General features: G+C 59.1%; 21 protein-coding genes and 1 tRNA gene. 7 read left to right on the plus strand and 15 right to left on the minus strand.

Annotated features, from left to right (window positions below; translation table 11 throughout):
• Nucleotides 1-8 precede the first annotated feature (8 nt).
• The 11 genes from DXT96_RS13325 to DXT96_RS13380 form a co-directional block, all read right to left on the minus strand.
• Nucleotides 9-1,331 carry an alpha/beta hydrolase gene (locus DXT96_RS13325; protein ID WP_149898447.1) on the minus strand — a complete coding sequence of 441 codons (1,323 nt, stop codon included), beginning with the start codon at nucleotides 1,329-1,331 and terminating at the stop codon, nucleotides 9-11.
• 191 nt (nucleotides 1,332-1,522) lie between these two features.
• A complete protein-coding gene (locus DXT96_RS13330; protein WP_149898446.1) occupies nucleotides 1,523-3,016 on the minus strand; it encodes an acetyl-CoA hydrolase/transferase family protein in 1,494 nt (497 codons plus the stop codon).
• A gap of 298 nt (nucleotides 3,017-3,314) precedes the next feature.
• On the minus strand, nucleotides 3,315-4,115 hold the full coding sequence (locus tag DXT96_RS13335) for a phosphodiesterase (protein ID WP_153515169.1): 801 nt from the start codon (nucleotides 4,113-4,115) through the stop codon (nucleotides 3,315-3,317).
• A 63-nt stretch (nucleotides 4,116-4,178) separates the two neighbouring features.
• On the minus strand, nucleotides 4,179-5,471 hold the full coding sequence (locus DXT96_RS13340; RefSeq protein WP_046799372.1) for an ABC transporter substrate-binding protein: 1,293 nt from the start codon (nucleotides 5,469-5,471) through the stop codon (nucleotides 4,179-4,181).
• A gap of 41 nt (nucleotides 5,472-5,512) precedes the next feature.
• The gene (locus DXT96_RS13345; RefSeq protein WP_153515170.1) at nucleotides 5,513-6,334 is read right to left on the minus strand and encodes a carbohydrate ABC transporter permease; all 822 of its coding nucleotides are present in this window, start codon (nucleotides 6,332-6,334) and stop codon (nucleotides 5,513-5,515) included.
• Nucleotides 6,334-7,260, minus strand: coding sequence for a carbohydrate ABC transporter permease (locus DXT96_RS13350; protein WP_149898444.1), 927 nt, complete (start codon nucleotides 7,258-7,260; stop codon nucleotides 6,334-6,336). Before DXT96_RS13350 ends, DXT96_RS13345 begins: the two co-directional genes overlap by 1 nt.
• Nucleotides 7,257-8,402 (minus strand): ABC transporter ATP-binding protein, encoded by a 1,146-nt coding sequence (locus tag DXT96_RS13355; protein ID WP_174374165.1) that lies wholly within the window; start codon nucleotides 8,400-8,402, stop codon nucleotides 7,257-7,259. The genes DXT96_RS13350 and DXT96_RS13355 overlap by 4 nt, the downstream gene beginning before the upstream one ends.
• 227 nt (nucleotides 8,403-8,629) lie before the next feature.
• Entirely contained in the window at nucleotides 8,630-9,442 is an 813-nt protein-coding gene (locus tag DXT96_RS13360) for a class I SAM-dependent methyltransferase (protein WP_153515171.1), read from the minus strand.
• 162 nt (nucleotides 9,443-9,604) lie between these two features.
• Nucleotides 9,605-9,681, minus strand: a tRNA-Arg gene (locus tag DXT96_RS13365).
• Between the two features lie 216 nt (nucleotides 9,682-9,897).
• Nucleotides 9,898-11,316, minus strand: coding sequence for a HAMP domain-containing sensor histidine kinase (locus tag DXT96_RS13375; RefSeq protein ID WP_153515172.1), 1,419 nt, complete (start codon nucleotides 11,314-11,316; stop codon nucleotides 9,898-9,900).
• Between the two features lie 252 nt (nucleotides 11,317-11,568).
• A complete protein-coding gene (locus DXT96_RS13380; protein ID WP_153515356.1) occupies nucleotides 11,569-13,596 on the minus strand; it encodes a methyl-accepting chemotaxis protein in 2,028 nt (675 codons plus the stop codon).
• A 352-nt stretch (nucleotides 13,597-13,948) separates the two neighbouring features.
• Between DXT96_RS13380 and rpmH the strand changes: the two genes are divergently transcribed.
• From rpmH to yihA, 4 genes are read left to right on the plus strand one after another with little or no spacing between them, the layout of a single operon-like run.
• The gene (gene rpmH / locus DXT96_RS13385; protein WP_052675362.1) at nucleotides 13,949-14,086 is read left to right on the plus strand and encodes a 50S ribosomal protein L34; all 138 of its coding nucleotides are present in this window, start codon (nucleotides 13,949-13,951) and stop codon (nucleotides 14,084-14,086) included.
• Between the two features lie 36 nt (nucleotides 14,087-14,122).
• Nucleotides 14,123-14,506 (plus strand): ribonuclease P protein component, encoded by a 384-nt coding sequence (gene rnpA / locus DXT96_RS13390; protein ID WP_153515357.1) that lies wholly within the window; start codon nucleotides 14,123-14,125, stop codon nucleotides 14,504-14,506.
• Nucleotides 14,506-16,305, plus strand: a complete 1,800-nt coding sequence (gene yidC, locus DXT96_RS13395; protein ID WP_153515358.1) for a membrane protein insertase YidC — start codon at nucleotides 14,506-14,508, stop codon at nucleotides 16,303-16,305. Before rnpA ends, yidC begins: the two co-directional genes overlap by 1 nt.
• Nucleotides 16,302-16,955, plus strand: a complete 654-nt coding sequence (yihA, locus tag DXT96_RS13400; RefSeq protein WP_142840946.1) for a ribosome biogenesis GTP-binding protein YihA/YsxC — start codon at nucleotides 16,302-16,304, stop codon at nucleotides 16,953-16,955. The genes yidC and yihA overlap by 4 nt, the downstream gene beginning before the upstream one ends.
• Before the next feature lie 18 nt (nucleotides 16,956-16,973).
• On the opposite strand, the gene DXT96_RS13405 is transcribed toward yihA, so the two are convergent.
• Nucleotides 16,974-17,351 carry a hypothetical protein gene (locus DXT96_RS13405; protein ID WP_153515173.1) on the minus strand — a complete coding sequence of 126 codons (378 nt, stop codon included), beginning with the start codon at nucleotides 17,349-17,351 and terminating at the stop codon, nucleotides 16,974-16,976.
• Between the two features lie 357 nt (nucleotides 17,352-17,708).
• Between DXT96_RS13405 and argB the strand changes: the two genes are divergently transcribed.
• Complete coding sequence (gene argB, locus DXT96_RS13415; protein ID WP_052820274.1) at nucleotides 17,709-18,593, plus strand: acetylglutamate kinase; 885 nt, start codon at nucleotides 17,709-17,711, stop codon at nucleotides 18,591-18,593.
• A gap of 48 nt (nucleotides 18,594-18,641) precedes the next feature.
• On the opposite strand, the gene DXT96_RS13420 is transcribed toward argB, so the two are convergent.
• Nucleotides 18,642-19,559, minus strand: a complete 918-nt coding sequence (locus DXT96_RS13420) for a DMT family transporter (protein ID WP_153515174.1) — start codon at nucleotides 19,557-19,559, stop codon at nucleotides 18,642-18,644.
• A 106-nt stretch (nucleotides 19,560-19,665) separates the two neighbouring features.
• Between DXT96_RS13420 and DXT96_RS13425 the strand changes: the two genes are divergently transcribed.
• Nucleotides 19,666-20,379: a pyrimidine 5'-nucleotidase gene (locus DXT96_RS13425; RefSeq protein ID WP_153515175.1), complete on the plus strand. Its 714-nt coding sequence runs from the start codon at nucleotides 19,666-19,668 to the stop codon at nucleotides 20,377-20,379.
• 126 nt (nucleotides 20,380-20,505) lie between these two features.
• On the plus strand, nucleotides 20,506-21,096 hold the full coding sequence (locus tag DXT96_RS13430) for an EF-hand domain-containing protein (protein ID WP_371418872.1): 591 nt from the start codon (nucleotides 20,506-20,508) through the stop codon (nucleotides 21,094-21,096).
• A 160-nt stretch (nucleotides 21,097-21,256) separates the two neighbouring features.
• Here DXT96_RS13430 and DXT96_RS13435 read toward each other — a convergent pair whose 3' ends face one another.
• Together DXT96_RS13435 and DXT96_RS13440 are read right to left on the minus strand one after the other, a co-directional pair.
• Entirely contained in the window at nucleotides 21,257-21,514 is a 258-nt protein-coding gene (locus DXT96_RS13435; RefSeq protein ID WP_003493591.1) for a DUF1150 family protein, read from the minus strand.
• Nucleotides 21,515-21,570: 56 nt separating this feature from the next.
• Nucleotides 21,571-21,996 carry an Hsp20 family protein gene (locus DXT96_RS13440; RefSeq protein WP_153515177.1) on the minus strand — a complete coding sequence of 142 codons (426 nt, stop codon included), beginning with the start codon at nucleotides 21,994-21,996 and terminating at the stop codon, nucleotides 21,571-21,573.
• Between the last annotated feature and the right edge of the window lie 149 nt (nucleotides 21,997-22,145).

Genomic DNA, 22,145 nt, shown 5'->3' on the forward strand with positions numbered 1-22,145 from the left:
ATCGTAGTTTAGCGGTTCCGGCACTCTGTCCGATTGCGATTGGCGGCGGCATCGCAATTCACTCTCGAACTCTGAACCGTCTGATCATCCACCACGGAGCCGGCGGTATCGCCCACCGATCCGACGGTATTTTCGACGGAGCGTCCAAGCCGTTCAACCTGCCTGCCGTAATTTTCCCGCGTGCGCGGATCGAAGACCGCAATCGGTGCGCTGACCACCACGCTGGCTGCCGTTCCGACGGTTTGCGCAGCACCGATGCTGACCGCTCCCAGCGCCTCACCCAGACCGACATCGGAATCCGTCACCGTCTGGCCGGCGATGAGGCGGTCGCCGATCAGGCGCACGACCTCGGGGCTTTCGGCGAATTTACCGTGGTTCAGGCGGTCGCCGGATTGCAGCTTGGTCAGATCGAGAACGGTGATGCCGGCCTTTTCCAGCTGGCTACGATAGGGCTCGACGGAGGGATCGATCTGGCCGAGACGATCGACATTGCCGGAAATGCGGCGCGACAGGCTAAGCGCGCGGTCATCCTGCGATACGAAAAGGGTGAATTTCGGTGGCGTCTTGCCGAGACTTGTGAACTGCCGGCTGAACACGTCCACATCGAGATCCGGCGCGGCCAGAATGACATTGCTGATCTTCGGATCGACGCGGCCGTTGCGGATGGCCATCTGGCGCAGCGCTTCCACTGCAAGCCAGGTGCCCATGGAATGCGCCATGACCGTGACCTCGCCGATAGACTTGTCCTTGGCCAGACGCGTCAGCATCTCTTCCAGCGCATCGCGGGAGTAGTTGGTGCTTTCCTTGTCGTAGTTATAATCGAAAATGCTGGCTCGCGACGGCCAGGTGAACACCACTGGCACGACATCCGTGCCGGAATCATGGACGATCTGGGCGAAACGGTAGACGGAATCCTCGTAACGATTATTGAAACCATGCACGAAGACCAGCACGCGGCGGTCCTTCTGGATATGTTTGTTGATCCAGCTTTTCGTCTCCGCTTCGGAGCGAATGGGCTCCACCGCCACCGTGGTGAAGTCCTTCAGCGGGTTTGGCGGCAGCTTCTTCGGCCATTGCACCTGCCCGACCTTGCGGTTGGCGGCGGGCGGAATGGAAACCGTTACCGCATCGACCTTCAAACCGGTCCCACGCTCCCCGCCGAAAAGCACGGCGGCGTTTTCCGAAGGTGCGCGCGTGGTGGCGACCAGAAGGTTCACCGATGAAGTTCCCGCCACCGTCTGCCCGGTCGGCGTCATGACCCCGATGGGACGCCCGCCGCAACCGGCGAGCAGGGCGACAATCGCAATTACGGCCACGAAGCGAATGGGCATCACATCACTCTCCTACAACCCAGAGGCAGCCGGATAACAGCCAGGGGGAGAGAATTTTCTACCGGAGGCGGAACTGCCGCGCCAGCAACCAAAGCCGAGCAGCGGACACTTTCCGCCCCGGTGTGTCCAAACAGACCCAATTGCCGGCCGACAGGCCGGAAACTCGACGGCCGGCAAGAGCGCGGGACCTATTACTGCGGCAACATCGTTCCTCTTTCCCGAAGCGCATTGTGCCAGGACAGCGCCTCCTCGATGAGATGCGGCGTGTGCCCGCCCCGTGCCGCCGCCCGCTGGTAATAATCCGTCAACGCATCGCGATAGCGGGGATGCACGCAATTTTCGATGACCACCGCCGCCCGCTCACGCGGAGCCAGCCCGCGTAGATCGGCCAGACCGATTTCGGTGACGAGAATATCCACATCGTGTTCGGTATGATCGACATGACTGACCATCGGCACAACGCTGGAAATCGCCCCGCCCTTGGCGATCGACTTGGTGACGAAGATCGACATATAGGCGTTGCGGGCGAAATCCCCCGAGCCGCCAATGCCGTTCATCATGTGCGTTCCGCCGACATGGGTGGAATTGACGTTGCCATAAATATCGAATTCCAGCGCCGTGTTGATGCCAATGATGCCGAGGCGGCGGATGACTTCCGGGTGGTTGCTGACCTCCTGCGGACGCAGGATCAGCCGGCTCTTGTAATCGGCGAGCCGCGGCATGACCCGTTCGTTCATGGCGGAGGAGAGTGTGATCGACGAACCGGAGGCGAAGGTGAGCTTGCCGGCATCGAAAAGCTCGAAGGTCGAATCCTGCAGGACTTCCGAATACATTTTGAGATCGTGAAACGGCGTATCGATGAAACCATGCATCACCGCATTGGCAATGGTGCCAATGCCGGCCTGAAGCGGCTGGAGTTCGTGGGTCATACGGCCATGACGAACCTCGTTCAGCAGGAACTCGGCGAGATGGCCGGCAATCGCCTTGGTTTCGTCATCCGGCGGCAGCACCGTTGAAAAACTGTCGCTCTTGTCGCTCAGCACGATGGCAGCGATCTTTTCCGGCGGCACCGGAATGAATGGCAGGCCGACACGGCTATCCGTCGCCACGACGGGGATGGGCATGCGGGTCGGGCGTTTGGCGGGAATGAAGATGTCGTGCAATCCCTCCAGCACTTCGGGCTGCGACAGGTTGATCTCAACGATGACCTTATCGGCCAGAATGGCGAAGCTCGCGGAATTGCCGACCGAGGTGGTGGGGACGATGCCGCCTTCCGCCGTGATTGCCACGGCCTCGACAATGGCGACATCGACGCCATGGATCTGACCCCCACGCAGTTGCTCAACCGTTTCGGAAAGATGCTGATCGATGAACATCACCCTCCCGTCATTGATCGCCTTGCGCAAAGCCGGATCGGACTGGAACGGCATGCGGCGCGCCAGCATGCCGGCCTCGACCATGGTCTTATCGAGATCGTTGCCGAGGGAAGCGCCGGTCATCAGGGTGATCTTCATGGGATGCGACTTGGCGCGTTCGGCGAGCGCCAGCGGCACCGCCTTGGCTTCGCCGGCGCGCGTGAAGCCGCTCATGCCGACAGTCATGCCATCCTGAATGAGACTGGCGGCCTCTTCAGCGCTGACGATCCGGTTCAAGAGGGACGCGTTGCGGATACGCTTTTCAAGCATGCACTTCTCCATGATCTGCACTCACGATGGCACGTCATCAAGCTGGCCACCTCTTGGGCGACTATGGCGTGCAGTTTCATCGATGAAACTGACATAGATCAAGGGCGCGGCCGGGACTACGGCCTTAGTCCATCAATCTTGCGCAACAAACCGCAAGTGGTGCATCGGCGCTACAGGCTGCGGGGTCTTCGCGACATCGCAGCCTCGCCAATCGGCGAGCCTTCCGCAGCATCGTATCGGCGGCGAAACAGGATGAGGCGGGCGACCGCCCCGTCCTGTCGCCAAAAATCCCTCGCGATCAGGGGCCTTCGCAGATGGGTGCCTGACCAAGCACAACCTGCCCCACTTCGGCATCATAGGCGCGCAGGCCGAATGTACCCGTTGTGATGACCCGGTAACAGGGGTTGCCACCCGTCCACAGCGGATCGAGAACGTCGATATCGGTGATGAAACGGTGGGCGCAGGCCTGACCCGAGCTGTAGGCTATGCCGTCGGCTGTCGTGCCGGCCATAGGCACATGGATATGGCCAAAGATGATATGACGCACACCGGCCGGGTGAGCCGCGAGGCGGCGCATGATGGCGCCATCATCATGCATGCCGATATGTTCGAAATGGCGGATGCCGCAATCCATCGGTGGGTGGTGGATGAACACCGTGACCGGCAGTTCGCCCGCGCTTTCCAGCGCACTCTCCAACCATGCCAGACGATCCGCGCCATACCTGCCGCCGATGACATCGGCTTCGTGGCTGTCGAGAAACAGCAGGCGGCCGAATTCGGTATCGATGAATGACTGGATATAGCCATTGTCGTCGCGCGGCTGTTCCGGGAAAGCTGCAACGAATTCCGGACGACGGTCGTGATTGCCGAGCATCAGCCGCACGGGGACGGAGACGGGTGCGAGGATGTCGCGCAGCAGCTCATAGGCTTCCGGCTCGCCGTAATTGCAAAGATCGCCCGTCATGACAAGAAGATCGGCGTCGGCGTGTTTTTCAACAATATCGGCCACTGCAGCGCGCAGCTGCTTTTCCGGATCGACGCCGTTTACAGCGATGCCGGGCGGCACGAGATGGGTGTCGGTGATCTGGATGATCTTCATTGTCAGTCTTTCTGCGCAAAATGGCTGCGGGAACGGATTTCCCCGCAGCCTCTTTCTGGGGGCTTATTTCAGCAGGGCGTTGGTCTGCTCGACAACCTGCTTGAGACCGGCTTCCGGCGTCACCTCACCGCGCATGACGGTGCCGATGATGTCGCGCTGGGTGCGCCAGATACGGACGGAATCGCCACCCGGATAACCGGCCCAGGGGAGCGAACGGTCAGCCTGCAGCGAAGCGGTCTTCACATTCGGGTTCTCGACATAATAGGGAGCGAGGAAGTCCGGACCCGTTGCCAGCTTGTTGGTGGGCAGGTAACCGGTGATGCGAACGATGGTGTTCTGCGCTTCCGGACCGGTGATCCACTTCAGGTATTTCCAGGCAGCATCCTGCTTGGCTTTTTCCTGCGTCAGGATAACGGCAGAGTTGCCGCCGGTCGGCACGCCGCCCTTTTCCTTGTTGTCGAGCGGGAAGGTCGCCGTCTTCAGCTTGAAGCGGTCGCCAACCAGACCCTGGATCGTCTGAACGTGGGCCGGGGTAGAGAAGATGAAGCCGGTGAGGCCTGCACCGAACTGCTGGCGGGACTGATCCCAGTCGAGCAGGTTCTGGCCACCTTCGGTAACGAACTGGCGAGCCATCTTCAGGGCGTTGAGGCCGATCTCATTGTCGAAGGCAACGGTCTTGGTCTTTTCGTCAACGAGCTTGCCGCCCTGTTCGAACACCAGCGCCTGCCACAACCAGTCATCCGGCCAGCCGTTGATGTCGTAGCTCATGCCGGCAAACTTGGCATCGAGAGCCTTGATCTTCTTGGCGAGAGCGATGAGCTCCGGGAAGGTGGTCGGCATCTTGTCCGGGTCGCCACCAGCCTTGGTGACGAGGTCGGCGTTGATGTAGATGATCGGCGAGGAAGCGTTGACCGGCAGGCCGTACTGCTTGCCGTCGATCTGGCCGAGAGCGGCCATCTTCGGGCTGTAGTTCTTGTCGAGGAAAGCCTGACCGCCTTCAGCCTGAATGAACGGGCCGAGATCGGTGATCTGGTTGCGCGGTGCGAGCGTGTGAACCAGTTCCGCCGTCAGGTTGTAACCCGAGAAATAAACATCAGGCAGATTGCCAGTGACGGCGGAGCGCAGAACCTGCTGCTGGCCTTCGTTGTAACCGGCAGCCGGGGCAAGGAAGTTGATCTTCACGTCCGGGTTCTTCTTCATGAATTCATCGGCCAGCGGCTGATGGAACTTGGTGAAGCCCGGCAGGTTGTAGAGAACGTTCAGCGTGATTTCATTGGCCAGAGCCGGCTGTGCAAGGCCTGCAAAAGCCATGCCGAGGGCCAGACCGCTTACCACAGCGCGTCGGTTGAGTTTCATATCAGTCTCCAGAAAGGTTGGGAGGAGGAGTGTGAACGGCGTCACTTGACGCCGGTCATGGTAATACCGGCGATGAAGTGCCGCCGTGCGAGGAGGAAGCACAGCACCATCGGCGCGGTAATCAGTGTGGCGCCCGCCATCAGCGCGCCGTAGTTCGCGCCGGATTCAACATCGGCAAAGAACATCATGCCAAGCGGCGGCGGGGCGAGATTGGTATCTGAAACCACGATCATCGGCCAATAAAGGTCGTTCCAGTGGGCGACGAGCGAGAAGACCGAGAAAGCGGCGAGCGAAGGCAGCGAGCCGCGCAGGACAAGCCCCCAGCAAATTTCCATTTCCGAAAAACCATCCATGCGTGCCGCCTCGATGATTTCATCCGGGTAGCTGCGGAAGGACTGGTTGAACAGGAAGATGGCGAAGACCGAGAGAAAGAACGGCATCATCATCGCGAAATAGGTGTTGAGGAGCTGCGTTTTCGCCAGCCCGACAAAAAGCGGCAGCGCCAGTGCCTGAATGGGCACGCAGAGTGCGGCGATGACGAGGCCCAGGAGCAGCTTGCGGCCCGGAAACCTTAGCTTCGCCAGTGCATAGGCCGCCGGAACCGAGGTCAGCACCTGAATAATGAGGATGCCGACGCAAACGATGACGCCGTTCAGCATGAAGCGGGCCATCGGCACCTGTCCCGCCGCCCGGGCATAGTTTTCCACCGCGTCGAATTTTTCGGGGATCGGCCAGAGCGAGACGTTGAATATTTCCGCCGGTGAGCGGATCGATGTCAGCATCATCCAGTAGAACGGCAGGAGCATCACGAATGCGCCGAGCGCCAGCACCAGATGCGGGAAATATTTGCGGAGAGCGGCCATCAGTAATGCACCTTCCGGTCCATATGTAGCGTCTGGCCTATCGACAGGACCAGCACGATTGCGAGGAAGATAATGGTCAGCGCCGCCGCATAACCGGTGTTGGAATATTCAAAACCCTCAAGATAAAGATCGAACAGCAGGGTTTCCGAACCGAAACGGCCCTTGGTCAGCACAGCCACCGTCTCGAAGACCTTGAAGGCCGAGATGGATGTGGTGACCACCACGAACATGGTCGTCGGCCCAAGCATTGGCCATGTCACCGTCAGGAACCGGTCTATGGGGTTTTTCGCGCCGTCAAGCCGCGCCGCCTCGTGCAGATCCTTCGAAATGGCGGTGAGGCCGGCAAGGAACAGCACCATGTTGAAGCCCAGAACCTGCCAGATACCGATCAGCGCCATGGTGGGAATGAGGAGGACGGGATTGGAAAGAAAGGCGACGGGTTCGAAGCCCAGCCATTTGATCGCCGCATTCACCGGGCCAAGCGAAGGGTGCAGCAGGAATTGCCACACGGTCGCCATGGCGACGAGGGTTGCAGTAACGGGAAGGAAATAGGCGACTTCCCAGAAGGCACGGCTGCGCTTGCGATTATAGACGAGCAGGGCCACGCCAAGCGCCAGAAACACGCCGAAGGGGATGACGATGACCGCGTAGATGGCCGTGTTTGTCAGAGCGCGCAGGAAAACCGGATCCTGAAATGCTTTTACGAAGTTGTCGAGGCCGACGAAACGCGTGGAGAGCGCGCCGAGCTGGTAATCCGTGACGGAAAAACCGGCGAGAACCAGCATCGGAACAATATAGATGGTCAGAAGCAGCAGGCTTGCGGGGGCGGCAAACATCAGGCCACGCCAGATCATCCGCCGGTCCGCCTTCGACAGGCTCGGACGGGATTTGGCACGCACGGTCGTGGAAGCATCAACAACCGTCATGCCGGCACCCGTTCACGCACCGTCGTCTTGCGGCGCAGGCCATCGGCGGCGAAAAGATGAGCGCGTTCCGGCGCAAAACCGAGGTTCAGCACACCATGCGCATCGGCCTCCAGCGCCTCACCGGCACCCTGACGCAGGGTGATGGCGACCGTCTCGTCGCTGAGAAGACGGCAGCTGACGAAGCGGTCCGCCCCGTGGGTTTCGCTGCGGACCACGCGCACGGCAAAACCTTCGGCACCCGGACGCAGATCTTCGGCGCGCAGGCCGAGGGTGGCCGGGCCAGCGTCGCGACCTGCGGTGTCGATGCCCAGATCACGTCCGAAAGCGGTAATCTTGCCGAGCGTATCGATTTCGACCGGCAGCAGGTTGATCGACGGCGTACCGATGAAGCGAGCGACGGTCAGCGTTGCAGGCTTCCGGTAAAGCTCATCCGGCGTACCGAGCTGCTCAATCCGGCCTTCCGACATCAGCGCGATGCGGTCTGACATGGTCATGGCTTCGATCTGGTCATGGGTGACGTAGATAAAGGTCGCACCCAGCCTCCGATGCAGCCCGGCAAGTTCCTCACGCATATGGGCGCGAAGCTTGGCATCGAGGTTGGAAAGCGGCTCGTCCATCAGGAATGCGGCAGGCGAACGCACCAGCGCCCGGGCAAGCGCCACGCGTTGACGCTGACCACCGGAAAGCTGCGCCGGTCTGCGCTCCAGCAAATGCGCTATCTGCAGGGTCTCAGCCGCCTGTTCGACAGCGGTATCGATCTCGCGGAGCGTTTCAGCCGGTGCTACCAGCCGTCCGATCAGCGGCAGGCGAGCGGCGAAAGGCAGACGCCGCATGCGCAGCGGCGTCGCAATATTCTGGCGGACATTCATATGGGGGTAAAGCGCGTAGGACTGGAACACCATTGCCAGATTGCGGTCGCTCGGATCGATCTCCGTCACGTCCTGCCCGCCGATCGAGACCGAACCGCGATCCGGCGTTTCCAGCCCCGCGATGATGCGCAGCAGCGTGGACTTGCCGCAGCCAGACATGCCGACGAGGGACAAAAACTCTCCGGGACGGATGGAGAGATCGATCTCTTTCAGAACATCGTCAGCCCCGAAGCCTTTGCCGATTCCTGAAAGCTCAAGTGATTGTGGCGTCATTCTGCGCTCCTTTTCTGGAGCGCATATGCTTATATTGTATGACAATATGACGAAGGTTTACCGAAAGTTCGGTGACATTAAAAAGCCCGGCAAACTCGGGTCGCCGCCAAGCCTTGCAGTATAGGCTTTCACTAAAACCACTAATATTTAGGGGTTTATTCCCAAATATCCGAATTCGTAGATTATCCCGCTGAAAACCAGCTTCGCCGCGCCCGTGTGCCCGGCGTTTAAACCGTGGCGAGAATCACATGTGCCTGAATTTTGGCGGCCACCTCGCCGCTGCCATGCCGTGCTTTGATTGCAGATGCGGCGCAGTCTGTCGCAGCGTCCAGTTGTCCCGGCGCTCTGGCTTCTATTTCAGTGCGAAGAACAGTTCCGTGACAATAGGCCATGGCCGGAATACGCGATGACGAAGCGCGGCTTTGCGCCGCTATCGTCTCGATCACCACCCGAGAAAAACCGCCATTTTCCAACTCGCTACGTATCAAGGCCGTATCGTGATAACCATGGGGAGTGCGGACCATGAAACGCGGCGGATCGTCGGGAAACATCTCCGCCAGGGCGTTCGTCACGTCATTCGCCAGGTGATTCTCCTCAATGCGGTCCCACACGTTGAATAAATAATGTCCGCCGGGCTTCAGCACTCTCATCGCTTCGCGGTAGGCGGACAGGCGGTCGGTGAAAAACATCGCGCCGAACTGGCAGAAGACAAGATCGAAAGCCGCGTTTTCAAATGGCAACGCCTGAGCATCGACCTGCCGCCAATGAATGCGGTTGTCGGCCGGCTGTCGCGCCGCGGCAAAATCAAGCATCGGCTGGTTAAGGTCTGTAACGACATAGTTTGCGGCGGGGGGCAATCTGGGCGCCAGTTCGCGGGTGACAACCCCGGTACCGGCAGCGACTTCCAAAATATCGATTGGCATCAATGCCGCCGCCCGCCGCGCCAGATCACGGGCGAACGGCTCGAAAATCAATGGCACCATATAGCGGTCGTAGTTTTCCGGGATAGAGCCGGCAAATACCTTGTCCGTTTCCAACATGGCTTTCACCTGAGGTCATCTAGCGACCTGCGACTTTAGCACATTTTCGGGAAATTCGGAATCTGCGAGCTTCTAAGACGGTGACGAAGATGCCGGTCCTGCGCCATGCGACAAAGCACCAGCGGGCACCGGGCGTATCATTATATTTTATGGGAAGAGAAATGGCGCACCCGAAGAGATTCGAACTCCTGACCCCCAGATTCGTAGTCTGGTGCTCTATCCAGCTGAGCTACGGGTGCGTGCCGTTCCGGTCGTTTCCGGTGGCGTGGCGATCCTCTAAAACGTCCTCATTCCGATTGCAAGCGATTTCGTTTCGAAATTGTCATTTTTCCGCAGCAATTCATTTATCTAATTGATTATAATGAAATTCCATACGGACTGTTTTTGAAGCGGCGCCCACTGCCCTTTTTCCAGCGGGCGCGCCGATGACTGAGACTTGTTGGCTCAGAGAGTTTTCAGGCGGTTCTGGCCGCCTGCACAGTGGCGGCGCGGTCAGTGATCTCGATGCGAAACTGCGTGCCTGGGCCGGGCTTCTCGACAAGCGCTATGGTGCCGCCATGGGCAAGCACCAGCTCGCGGGCGATGACGAGGCCGAGGCCGGTGCCGCCGGAGCGGGCCGACCCCCGGAAAGCGGAAAACAGGTTCTCTTTTGCTTTACGCGGCATTCCCGGCCCGTTGTCGTCGATGACGATGCTGACGACACTGCCGGCCCTTTGAGCAGCAATGGACAGATGTCGTGGCGCGGCGTTTGTCGCATCCGATTGCAGGGCCTGAACGGCGTTGCGACAGAGATTGTGTATCACCCGGAACAGTTGCTCGCCATCCGCGTCGACGGTCAGATCGGTGGGCACGCTGTCGTGAAACTCGATGCCGCTTTCCGGCTCGAGCGCCAGAATATCGCGCACATCCCTGACCAGAAGGCTTAAATGAACCGTCTTGCGTTTCGGCGCACCCTCCGTTGCCTGCCCATAGGCCAGAACTTCACCCGTATAGGCCACGGCGCGGTCGATGGTGCGCAGCAGTTTCGGGGCAAAACTGCGGACCATCGGGTCCTTGGCATCCACCAGACGGTCCGACATGAGCTGCGCGGAAGAGAGGATATTGCGCATGTCGTGGTTGATTTTCGAAACGGCGAGGCCGAGATCGACGAGGTTCTTCTGTTGACGCAGGGTTTTCTGCAGTTCCGTCTGCATGTCGGCGAGGTGACGTCCCGCAACCGACAGTTCGTCGGTTCCTTCTTCCGGCACGAAGATGCGCTCCGGATTGCCCGGATCTTCCGAGAAATGCTGCATGCCAAGCGTCAGCCGGCGTATAGGCCGGATCATGATGCGGTTGATGGAGATAAAGATGAGGCCGGCGGTGACGAGCGACAGGACGATGGAGATCAGGAACACATTGCGGGCATAGGCGAGCATGGCCGCCCGCAGCTTGTTTTCACCGAGCACCAGTTCGATGATGGTGTCACTATCGCCGACGACGTCGAAAACGCGGATGACGCGGTTGCCGCCGAACAGCAATGTGGAAAACGCATCCCGCACCGCTGCCAGCTGCGAAACATCGGAAAGATCATATTGCTCGTCCACCCCGGGCGGCGTTTCCGCCACTGCCAGCAGGCGCGAGGTGCCGTCCTTGCGCAGCGCAATAAGCTTTGCCCCGGTTGCCATCAGCGTGTCGTTCTGCACGCTTCGTGGCAATTCGGCCTGCAAGCCGTCAATCACCGCGCCGGCGGCAGCCGCCGTGTTCAGGCGGTCGCGCAGCCATGAAAGGCGCATATTGGCGACGGAAGGCACAAAGATCAGCACTTCGGCGATCATCACGAAAATGACCGTGAGCAACAGCAGGCGCCCCGAAAGACCAGCGGTCAACCCCGGCATGCAGTGCACCGGATTTTCCTCCGTGCGGTCCAAGCTGTCTACGCCTTTAGATAACACCTGGCCCTGATCCTATGCGCGCCGCCGCTTCGGTTGAACGGCTGGGTTTATATGCACGCATGATAATAGGACCTAACTGACATTTTTCCAATGCACTGCAAAATAAACGTTTTCATCGTCGCAAAAAAACAAACGCCGCCCAAAGGCGGCGTTTTAAATATAGCGGGTCTAAGGAGAAGCCGCATATCGGCTTTCTCAGAATTCCTGCCAGTCGCCATGCGCCGGCGTGGCGGCCGGCTGGGCATTGAGGGCGCGGCTGACGCTGTTCATCAATTTGCGGGCCGGAGAGGCCACGGCCGCCGCTCTGCCGGATACCGCCACAGGTCGCATCGGCTGCTCGATCCGCGTGCGGAGCGGAGCATCTTCAGCGCCAACCTTGAAGCGCGACACCAACGTCACGAGATGCCCTGCTTCATTGCTCAGCTTGTGGGTTGCGGCCGACGTTTCTTCCACCATGGCGGCATTGCGCTGTGTCACCTGGTCCATCTGGTTGATCGCCGTATTGACCTCATGCAAGCCGGTGGACTGTTCCCGCGCCGCCGTGGCAATCGAATGGATGTGGTCATTAATGGCGAGGACACGGGTCTCGATCTCGCTCAAGGCGCTACCCGTTTTCTGCACCAGCGATACGCCGCGTCCCACTTCCTGGCCGGATTTGGTGATCAGCGCCTTAATATCCTTTGCGGCAGTTGCGGAACGCTGCGCCAGTTCGCGCACTTCCTGGGCGACAACGGCAAAGCCCTTGCCCGCCTCGCCAGCGCGGGCGGCTTCCACGCCCGCATTCAGTGCCAGAAGGTTGGTCTGGAAGGCGATCTCGTCAATAACGTTGATGATCTGGCTGATCTCACGGGAAGCATGCTCGATACGATCCATGGCGGAGACGGCATCGCGCACGACATTGGCGGATTCTTCCGTCTTCTGCTTGGTCTCGGCCACCATGGTGCTGGCTTCCTGCGCACGATCAGTGGAATTGCGAACAACGGCGGTAATCTCGTCCAGAGCGGCGGAAGTTTCCTCCAGCGCTGCAGCCTGCTGTTCCGTCCGCTTCGACAGGTCGTCGGCCGCAGAGCGCAACTCGTTTGCGTTACCGCTGATACCTTCCGTGCTGCTACGCACCTCGCGCATCGTTTCACGCAGCTTGGATAGCGTCTGGTTGACGTTGGCCTGCAGTTCGGCAAACACGCCGCGGAACTCACCGTCCATCTTTTCCGTCAGGTCGCCGCGCGCCAGACCTTCGATGACACGGCTGGTCTCGGAGACGCCATTGTCTACGCCGGTGAGCAGCGCGTTGATCGTTGCAGCGAAACGGTTGAGATTTTCGTCGCCGTAATCCTTGTTGATGCGGCGGCTGAAATCGCCTCCCGCAGCCGCATCGACGACGATGGCCATGCCAGCCTGAAGATCGTCGCTCTTGGCGCGCATGGCGGTTTCCTGCGCGTTCATGCGGCGCATTTCGAGGCCATTCTTCTTGAAGACTTCAACGGCCGCCGCCATTTCGCCGATTTCATCGTTCCGGCCGAGATAGGGCACATCCGCATCCAGATTTCCGTCCGCCACGGCGTTCATCACTTCCGAAACACTGCGGATGGGCGCGCTCAGCTGCCGCGTACCGATATAAAGACCGAAGGCCGCGCCGGCCAATATGCCGCTGCCGGTGACGATGATGACCAGCCAGAATGTCGTCGTTACAAAACCATCGATGCCGGCCTCGACGGCCTCAAGTTCGGCAATGTCATTCTTTACGACTGCATCGATTTCCGCCTGATAGGCTTTGCGGTTGGCCCGGTTTGCGTCGTTGTTGCCCTGCAGGTTGGCCGCCTGTGGGCTGGCCTCACGGGCAAGCCGCGCGGTTTCCAGGCGAAACGTCTTGAATTCCTTGAAGCGACTGGAGAGGTTATCAAAGGTCGCCTTCTGTTCCGCCGGAACGAGAGGGGTCCATGTGCCGATCAGCTTTTCCATGGCGTCGAGGTTCTTGACGATGCCATCCGCGAAGGGCGCGGCCTTTGTTATATCGGGGGCGGCATATACGCCGCGCGCCTCCATCACGACCGCGGTGACCAGCCGATTGAGCGCCTCGCCCTTATAGGCGCGCTCCGCCGCCTTTTCATATGCGACTGTACGCACCCGGAATTCGCTGACGGCATAGATGGACAGTCCACCGATGGTGCAGGCCACGAGGCTCATCAGCCCGACAAGAAGATTGATACGACCGCGAATTCTCAATTTCATTCCCCCAACACACGCCAGCCGCACGACGAAAAACAGGAAGCTGGCATAACTTTTCGCATCACAACATTTATCAATGCTGCGTTAAGAAAGAATTTCGGATTTTACCAATTGCGCGTTGGAATCAATCTCTATTGACAGTCGGCGAAGGAGATGCCGGTGTGTTTTCCGCAAAAGGTGAACTGCGAAAACCCCTTCGGCAATTGACTTTGCTCGGCCTATGCCCTTATAAGCCGCGCACGCTCGGCCATTGAAAGCTCGCCCAGGCGGGGTTAGCCGTGCAAAAAACGAAACGCTCTTGCAAATAATTGCAAATTCAAGAAGGGCCGCACACCGCGGTATTAAATAAATGTCGAAGCGTACTTACCAACCGTCCAAGCTTGTTCGCAAGCGCCGTCATGGTTTCCGTGCCCGCATGGCTACTGCCGGCGGCCGCAAGGTTCTCGCAGCTCGCCGCGCACGCGGCCGCGCAAGTCTGTCGGCTTAATTGCCGAGCCTGTGGCCCGATGACAGTCGCGGGCACATGAGCGAGACTAAAAAACAGCCCGGCCGGCTTAAAAACCGGTCGGAGTTTCTTGCCGTTCAGGCGGGGGAAAAACGGCGGGGAGGCACCTTTCTTCTGGAAGTGCTTGACCGGAAAACCCCGGAAACCGAACCTCGGGTCGGTTTTACCGTAACAAAAAAACAAGGCAACGCGGTCGAGCGAAATCGCATGCGCCGCCGTCTCAAGGAAGCCGTCAGGCTTTCCGCCGGGGTCGCAATGAAGCCCGGTCATGACTATGTGATTGTCGCCCGCAGGGACGTGCTTAGTACGGCCTTCCCGAAACTTCAGTCTCTCCTTACCGAGCGCATTGAAGGAACGGCGAAACCGAAACGGTCCCAGGAGACCCGCTCCAGGAAAGAATGATGGAAAAGAACCGCAATTACTTCATCGCGATAGCCCTTTCGGTTGTCATCGTCCTCGCCTGGCAATTCCTTTACATGAATCCGCGCATCGAGCAGCAGCGCCGCGCCGAAGAGGCCCGCCAGGCGCAGCAGCAGACGACGCAGCAACAGCCGGCACCGGGTGCAGCACCCGGCGCGACTGTCGAAGGCGCACCGCCCGCCTCCTCTACGCAGGCCGCCGCCACGGCGACCCGGGAAGAAGCGATCGCCAAGACCCAGCGCGTCGCCATCGACACCAACGCCATCGCCGGTTCGATCAACCTGACCGGCGCCCGCTTCGATGACATCCGGCTCAAGGGCTACCATGAGACCGTCGATGACTCGAGCCCGATCATCACGCTGTTTTCGCCCTCCGACACCAGGGACGGTTACTTCACCGAGCTTGGTTATGTTGGCGCTGCCGAAGTCGGTGGCGTTCCCGGCCCGACGACGGTCTGGACGCTTGCGAGCGGCGACAAGCTGACGGAAACCACACCCGTCACGCTCACCTATACCAACGAAAAGGGCGTCGTTTTCTCCCGTACCGTGTCGATCGACCCGCATTACATGATCTCGGTCGCCGACAAGGTCGAGAACCCCGGTCAGGCCGCTATTTCTTTCGCCACCTACGGCCGCGTGACGCGCAACAACAAGCCGGCGATCCCGCCCGTCTTCGTTATCCATGAAGGCTTTCTCGGTGTCTCTGGCAAAGACGGCAGCCTGACGGAAGAGAAATATAAGGACGTTGAAGAGGCGCCGGTAACGGTTGCCAAGGCGACCGGCGGCTGGCTCGGTATCACCGACAAGTACTGGGCCGCGGCCATCGTTCCGCCGCAGACGACGCCGTTTGAAACCCGCTATTCGCATATCACGGGCAATCAGCCGAGCTATCAGGCCGATTTCAAGAGCGACACGATGACGGTCGAACCCGGCCAGTCCATCGAGCTGAAGAGCCTTGTCTTCGCTGGCGCCAAGGAAGTGCCGCTGGTCGACCGTTATGAAACCGAATATTCTATTCCGAAGTTCGACCTTCTGATCGACTGGGGCTGGTTCTACTTCATCACCAAGCCGATGTTCAAAATGATGGATTTCTTCTTCCGTTATTTCGGCAATTTCGGCGTGGCGATCCTGCTCACCACCATCGTCGTCAAGGCGCTCTTCTTCCCACTCGCCAGCAAGCAATATGCTTCCATGGCGAACATGAAGCGCGTGCAGCCGAAGATGGAAGAACTGAAGGCCAAGCATGGCGACGACCGCATGGCCATGCAGCAGGCGATGATGCAGCTCTACAAGGAAGAGAAGATCAATCCGGTGGCCGGCTGCTGGCCGATGCTGCTGCAGATACCGGTCTTCTTTGCGCTCTACAAGGTCATCTACGTGACCATCGAAATGCGTCATGCACCGTTCTTCGGCTGGATCCACGACCTTTCCGCGCCCGATCCGACCTCGCTGTTCAACCTGTTCGGCCTTCTGCCCTATGACGTGCCGCACTTCCTGATGATCGGCGTCTGGCCGTTGATCATGGGCATCACCATGTTCCTGCAGATGCGCATGAACCCGACACCGCCCGATCCGACACAGGCGATGATCTTCACCTGGATGCCGCTGATCTTCACCTTCATGCTGGCTTCGTTCCCGGCTGGTCTGGTTATCTACTGGGCATGGAACAACACCTTGTCCATCAGCCAGCAGGCCCTCATCATGAAGCGCCACGGCGCCAAGATCGAACTGTTCGATAATCTCAAAGGGCTGTTCAAGCGAAAGTCGGTGCAATCGAAATGAGTGACACCGGCCCGGCAACCGAAAAGCCCCTTTTCGGGCGACCCTGGATATTCATTCGCGGCGTTCCCGCGATGAAGTTCCTGCCGCCCGAAGGCCCGCCGGAGATTGCATTTGCGGGACGTTCGAATGTCGGCAAGTCCTCGCTCATCAATGCATTGGTGGGCCACAAGGGACTTGCCCGCACCTCGAATACACCCGGCCGCACGCAGGAACTGAACTATTTCGTTCCGGAAGGGTATTCCGGCGAGCCCGGCGACCTGCCGCCGATGGCGCTGGTTGACATGCCCGGTTACGGCTATGCGCAGGCACCCAAGGACCATGTCGATGCCTGGACGAAGCTCGTCTTCGATTATCTGCGCGGCCGTGCAACGCTGAAGCGCGTTTACGTGCTGATCGATTCCCGCCATGGCATAAAGAAGAACGACGAAGAGGTTCTGAGCCTGCTCGACAAGGCAGCCGTATCCTATCAGGTCGTGCTGACGAAGACCGACAAGATCAAGGATGTCGGCGTTCCCCGGCTGATCGGTGAGACACTGGAGAAAATCCGCAAGCGCCCCGCCGCCTATCCAGAGGTTCTCGCCACCTCGTCGGAAAAATCCTTCGGGCTGGACAGCCTGCGCGCCGAGATCGTCAGAACCGTCTCGCTTTAAGAGGCTCGGCCCTTATCTTCAGGCGATGGTGAAAAGCAGAACGGCGGTCCACAGCATCGCCGTCAACGCCAGAAGCCGCCAGAAGCGCACCGAATGCCAGACCTCCAGAAGCATGGCGGCGAACATGCTGCCATTGCGCAGCGGTTGGGCTCTGAAGGGCAGGCCTAACCGGGCCGGATCCCTTTCAAGCAATGCGGCGACGGTCGCCTTTTCCCGATACTCGGTTTCAACCAGATTATCCCGCCAGCGCCTGACCATGGCGGCGAACTGGCGGTCGCGTTTGACGCGTTTGGCAAGCTCCGCCATGCTTTCCGGCGGCAGCGCGCCCAGCACATATTCGCCAGCGAGCACTTCGTCCCGCAAACCGCTTTGCTTGTCTCGATCCGGTGCCGTCATAGGTCTTCAAACTCCTCGGTCGTCCAAGCAGCATCGTTTCACGATGCGCGACACATCCCTGTCGCCCTGCTGAATAACCCCTCCCCTGCCGCAAACAAGGCTGGTCCGATTGGTGCTTTATGTCAATCTTATTACGCGCTTTGAGCCGCCCAAAAACAGAATTTTACCAGGGGCCGACACAATGTGGCCCGGAGGTTATTTCATTCGTCAAAAGCAGACATCCGCCTGTCCTTGCAAACATGCCAGCATGTCCGATCCATGCATCCTGCACTGCAAAAATCGATTCCGATTTCTGCACCGATGCTGTAGAGCGATGAAAGGCTCTTTTGGGCCGCAACCACAGACCGAGGTTTTTCCATGACTTCTTCCGAAAGCGAAACTCAGGCGCGGCTGCTTGCACAGGCTCTGCCCTTCATGCAGAAATATGAGAACAAGACCATCGTCGTAAAATATGGTGGTCACGCCATGGGGGATTCGACACTCGGCAAGGCTTTCGCGGAAGATATCGCCCTGTTGAAGCAGTCCGGCATCAACCCCATCGTCGTCCATGGCGGCGGCCCGCAGATCGGCGCGATGCTGACCAAGATGGGCATCGAATCGAAATTCGAAGGCGGCCTTCGTGTCACAGACGCCAAGACGGTCGAGATCGTGGAAATGGTTCTGGCCGGTTCGATCAACAAGGAAATCGTCGCGCTCATCAACCAGACGGGCGAATGGGCAATCGGCCTGTGCGGCAAGGACGGCAACATGGTCTTCGCCGAAAAGGCGAAAAAGACCGTCATCGATCCCGACAGCAATATCGAGCGTGTTCTCGATCTCGGTTTCGTCGGTGAAGTCGTGGAAGTTGACCGCACGCTGCTCGACCTGCTCGCCAAGTCGGAAATGATCCCGGTCATCGCCCCCGTCGCTCCCGGCCGAGATGGCGCTACCTACAACATCAACGCGGATACCTTTGCCGGGGCCATTGCCGGCGCGCTCAATGCGACGCGACTGCTGTTCCTGACCGATGTGCCGGGCGTTCTTGATCGCAACAAGGAACTCATCAAGGAACTGACGGTTTCGCAGGCGCGCGCGCTCATCAAGGACGGCACGATTTCCGGCGGCATGATCCCGAAAGTCGAGACATGCATCGAGGCCATCAAGGCCGGCGTGCAGGGCGTGGTGATCCTCAACGGCAAGACCCCGCACTCCGTGCTTCTGGAAATCTTCACGGAAGGTGCCGGCACGCTGATCGTGCCCTGATGCGATTTAATGTGGCGGACGGCCAGCCTGTCCGCCACAGACGACATTTCAGCCGAACACCAGAAGCGACAGCACACCGACGACAATCAGCAGGCAGCCGGAAAGTTCGAGCCTGTTGATCTTTTCCTTGAAGAACAGCACGGTCGAGGCGAAGGCGAAAAGCATTTCCACCTGCGCCAGCGCCTTGACCACGGCGGCCTGTTGCAAGGTCATCGCCGTGAACCAGCCGAAAGACGCCGTGGCACCCACGAAACCGACCGCAAGCGACGGTTTCCACGCCTTTGCGATGCGCCGCAATTCGTCCCTCTGCCGCCAGACGATCCACAAGAACATCGACACCGTCTGCATCACGATAACGATGACGAGGGTATAGCCCGCCTGCACCACCGCATCCGGCGTTGGCAGGCTGGGCGCGAGGGACAGCGATGCCGAACGATAGGCAACCGATGAAAGGCCAAAAAATGCGCCCGAGGCGAGGCCTATACCAGCGGTGCGGCTGAAGATGGAGGTGAGAATGGAAGCAGGGGTCACTTCCGTGCGCGCAACCGAAATCAGCATGACGCCGGCGACCGAGACGGCGATAGCCACCAATGTCCCGCCATTGACGCTTTCACCGATAAAAATAAGCGCAAACAGCGCTGCCTGCGCTGGCTCCGTGCGGGAATAAGCCGTTCCGACAGCAAAATTGCGGAAGGAAAACAGGTGGACCAGCAGGAAGGTGGCGGCGATTTGCGCCATGGCGCCGACCGTTGCCCATACAGTGAAAGACATGTTCGGCACCGGCAGCGGCCGGCCAAAACCGAGATGCAGAAAGGCGAGATAGGCGAGAGCAAAAGGCATTCCGAACAGGAAGCGCACGAAGGTTGCGCCCGTGGTGCCCATCATGCCCTTGAGGTGCTTTTGCAGGGTCGAGCGCAGGTTCTGCAAGAACGCGCTTGCGAAGGTTATGCCTATCCAGAGTTCCATGCTCTTGGCGGTATCATGCGCTGGAGGCCCCAGCCAAGCCCGATTTTCTCAGCAATCGTCGTCTTTTCGATTTTCTTCGGCATTCGAAACGGGCATAAAGCAGGCCATGGACACAAAGCCGAAAAACCTGCCCGATGCCGCCGATTTCGCCCATGTGAGCGAATGGGTCTTCGATCTCGACAACACGCTCTATCCGCATCACGTCAATCTGTTTTCCCAGATCGACCGCAACATGACGGCCTATGTGGCGGAGCTTTTGAAGCTCGATCCGGAAGAGGCTCGAGTGCTGCAGAAGCGTTATTACCATGATCATGGCACCACGCTTCAGGGGCTGATGATCAATTACGGCATTAGTCCGGACGAGTTTCTGGAACGCGCGCATGCCATCGATTATTCGGCGCTGCAACCGCATCCGGAACTTGGCGAGGCGATCAAGGCGCTGCCTGGCCGCAAGTTCATCCTGACCAATGGCAGCGTCAAGCATGCACAGGCGGCCGCCGGCGCACTCGGCATTCTCGACCAGTTCGAGGATATTTTCGATATCGTCGCTGCCGGTTATCTGCCGAAGCCGGCCAGCGCGACCTATGAGAAGTTCGCAGCACTTGCGAAACTCGACACGAAAAAAGCAGCCATGTTCGAAGACCTGCCGCGCAATCTTGCGGCTCCCAAGGCGCTCGGCATGAAGACCGTGCTGCTCGTTCCCTCCAATCTCGAGGGTGTCATCATGGAGCGCTGGGAAATTCCCGTCGAGACCGATGCGCATATCGACTACATCACCGACAATCTGACCGGCTTCCTGACGAAAACCATCGCCGGCTGACCGCGGTAGCGGAGTTACATCGCAACATTACCGAAGCTTCATCCACCTTACCGATGTTTAAGTGGTGAGGTTCGGTTGAGGTCACTATCTTTTCTTCAGGGACACCAAAGAAAGGTAATGACGATGATGACCACGCGAAAAATCGCCCTCTCTGCTCTTGGCGCAGCCCTTGTGCTCAGCACGGCCGCGACGGCCAGTTTTGCCGCACCCGGCAAAGGCCATAAGGATCGCATGCCGATCCGCCAGGAAGTCGCCTTCGTTCACCTCTTGAAGATTGCCGATACCAACAAGGACGGCAAGATTTCGAAGGAGGAATTCGCCGCACGGCAGGATGCGCTTTTCACCGAGATCGACAAGGACAAGGACGGTTCGATCACGCCGAAGGAAATGCGTGAATATCGCCAGGCGAAAATGGAAGCTTTCCGCGCCGCCAATCCGCGCCCCGAGCGTGAGAATGCCAAAGCCGACGAAGGCAAAGGCCCCGAAGTCAAGCGCGCCGAACGCGAACATGGCGGCCGTTCCGGTCATCAGGGCTGGGGCAAGCATGGCGGCAAGGGTGCAGGCCTGGGGATGCTCCGCTGGGCCGATACCGACGAGAACGGTCAGGTCAGCAAGGCCGAATTCACCGCAACCGGCGAGAAAATGTTCGAACGGCTGGACAAGAACAAGGACGGCGTCATCTCCATTGATGACATGCCGGACCGCCCGTTCCTTTGATCCGATAATGATAAAGCCCGCTCAAAAGGCGGGCTTTTATCTTTGTTTTGTCGCATCTCCGGACGTAAAACCGCTATGCGCTTTTACTGGAAATGCTTCAACTGTTTGTTTTTACGCATTTCCGGACGGAAAACCGCTACGCACTTTTCCTGGAAATGCTCTAGTGCAGGCTGACGGTTTTGAGATCGTCTTCGGCCGCCTTGAAAAACGTGCTTGAACGATTGTCGGTCAGGAGGATCGGCGTACCATCCGCACCAAACAGCGCCCAGAGATCCAGCTGCGGATCGAGATCAGGCGCTTCCGGGAAACAGCGGCTGACGTCTTCCGCACGGATCTTGCGGATATATCCCACTTCTCCCTCGCCGATATGGGCGAGCTGGGACCGGGTGAGACGCGCATGCGCTTCTTTTAAAAGCATATTTCAGCCTCCTTATTCACGCCGAGAGATTCATGTCCGATTCCGGCGTTCACGTTCTACTCTGAGACGGAAATATTAATTTTCTTTACCACGTTCGAAATTTCAGGCCGCACCAGATCGATGGAAAGAAGGCCGTTGCGCATGCGCGCTTCCCTGACCTGCATGCCATCGGCAAGCACGAAGACCCGCTGGAACTGGCGCGCCGCGATACCCCTATAGAGAAAATCGCGCTTTTCCTGTTCCTGCTGGCGACCGCGAATGACAAGCTGGTTGTCGGCCGTCGTCACATCCAGATCGTCCTGCGAGAACCCGGCAACCGCGATGGTGATACGCAGCCGCTCCGGCACGTCTTCGCCGCCGGGTAGTCGTTCGATATTATAGGGAGGGTAGCCATCATTGGCCTTCGCCATACGCTCCAGCGTTTTTTCCATGGCATCAAAACCCAGCAGAAGCGGGTGGGTGAATGGCGTCATGCGGCTCATATCTTTTCTGTCCTTGCAACCAAGCGACGTTTCCCGGTCCCGCTTTCGGCAACCTTGCCGGTTAATAGCACCGGCTGAAACAATATGGGAAGCCAAGCCGCGATGCGCAAGACGGACAGCCGATGCAATGGCAGGTCCCGAGGAATGAG

The sequence above is a fragment of the Agrobacterium sp. ICMP 6402 genome (genome assembly GCF_009498615.1).
GTDB lineage: Bacteria > Pseudomonadota > Alphaproteobacteria > Rhizobiales > Rhizobiaceae > Agrobacterium > Agrobacterium burrii.

Bases quoted from the DNA above. Each gene is read 5' to 3' on its own strand.
- DXT96_RS13360 (WP_153515171.1), bottom strand. From the start codon at position 9,442: ATGTTGGAAACGGACAAGGTATTTGCCGGCTCTATCCCGGAAAACTAC.
- DXT96_RS13435 (WP_003493591.1), bottom strand. From the start codon at position 21,514: ATGCTTTTAAAAGAAGCGCATGCGCGTCTCACCCGGTCCCAGCTCGCC.
- rnpA (WP_153515357.1), top strand. From the start codon at position 14,123: ATGAGCGAGACTAAAAAACAGCCCGGCCGGCTTAAAAACCGGTCGGAG.
- DXT96_RS13440 (WP_153515177.1), bottom strand. From the start codon at position 21,996: ATGAGCCGCATGACGCCATTCACCCACCCGCTTCTGCTGGGTTTTGAT.
- DXT96_RS13430 (WP_371418872.1), top strand. From the start codon at position 20,506: ATGACCACGCGAAAAATCGCCCTCTCTGCTCTTGGCGCAGCCCTTGTG.
- DXT96_RS13405 (WP_153515173.1), bottom strand. From the start codon at position 17,351: ATGACGGCACCGGATCGAGACAAGCAAAGCGGTTTGCGGGACGAAGTG.
- DXT96_RS13330 (WP_149898446.1), bottom strand. From the start codon at position 3,016: ATGCTTGAAAAGCGTATCCGCAACGCGTCCCTCTTGAACCGGATCGTC.
- DXT96_RS13345 (WP_153515170.1), bottom strand. From the start codon at position 6,334: ATGGCCGCTCTCCGCAAATATTTCCCGCATCTGGTGCTGGCGCTCGGC.
- DXT96_RS13355 (WP_174374165.1), bottom strand. From the start codon at position 8,402: ATGACGCCACAATCACTTGAGCTTTCAGGAATCGGCAAAGGCTTCGGG.
- DXT96_RS13420 (WP_153515174.1), bottom strand. From the start codon at position 19,559: ATGGAACTCTGGATAGGCATAACCTTCGCAAGCGCGTTCTTGCAGAAC.
- DXT96_RS13425 (WP_153515175.1), top strand. From the start codon at position 19,666: ATGGACACAAAGCCGAAAAACCTGCCCGATGCCGCCGATTTCGCCCAT.
- DXT96_RS13375 (WP_153515172.1), bottom strand. From the start codon at position 11,316: ATGCCGGGGTTGACCGCTGGTCTTTCGGGGCGCCTGCTGTTGCTCACG.
- rpmH (WP_052675362.1), top strand. From the start codon at position 13,949: ATGTCGAAGCGTACTTACCAACCGTCCAAGCTTGTTCGCAAGCGCCGT.
- argB (WP_052820274.1), top strand. From the start codon at position 17,709: ATGACTTCTTCCGAAAGCGAAACTCAGGCGCGGCTGCTTGCACAGGCT.
- yidC (WP_153515358.1), top strand. From the start codon at position 14,506: ATGGAAAAGAACCGCAATTACTTCATCGCGATAGCCCTTTCGGTTGTC.
- DXT96_RS13340 (WP_046799372.1), bottom strand. From the start codon at position 5,471: ATGAAACTCAACCGACGCGCTGTGGTAAGCGGTCTGGCCCTCGGCATG.
- DXT96_RS13325 (WP_149898447.1), bottom strand. From the start codon at position 1,331: ATGCCCATTCGCTTCGTGGCCGTAATTGCGATTGTCGCCCTGCTCGCC.
- yihA (WP_142840946.1), top strand. From the start codon at position 16,302: ATGAGTGACACCGGCCCGGCAACCGAAAAGCCCCTTTTCGGGCGACCC.
- DXT96_RS13335 (WP_153515169.1), bottom strand. From the start codon at position 4,115: ATGAAGATCATCCAGATCACCGACACCCATCTCGTGCCGCCCGGCATC.
- DXT96_RS13350 (WP_149898444.1), bottom strand. From the start codon at position 7,260: ATGACGGTTGTTGATGCTTCCACGACCGTGCGTGCCAAATCCCGTCCG.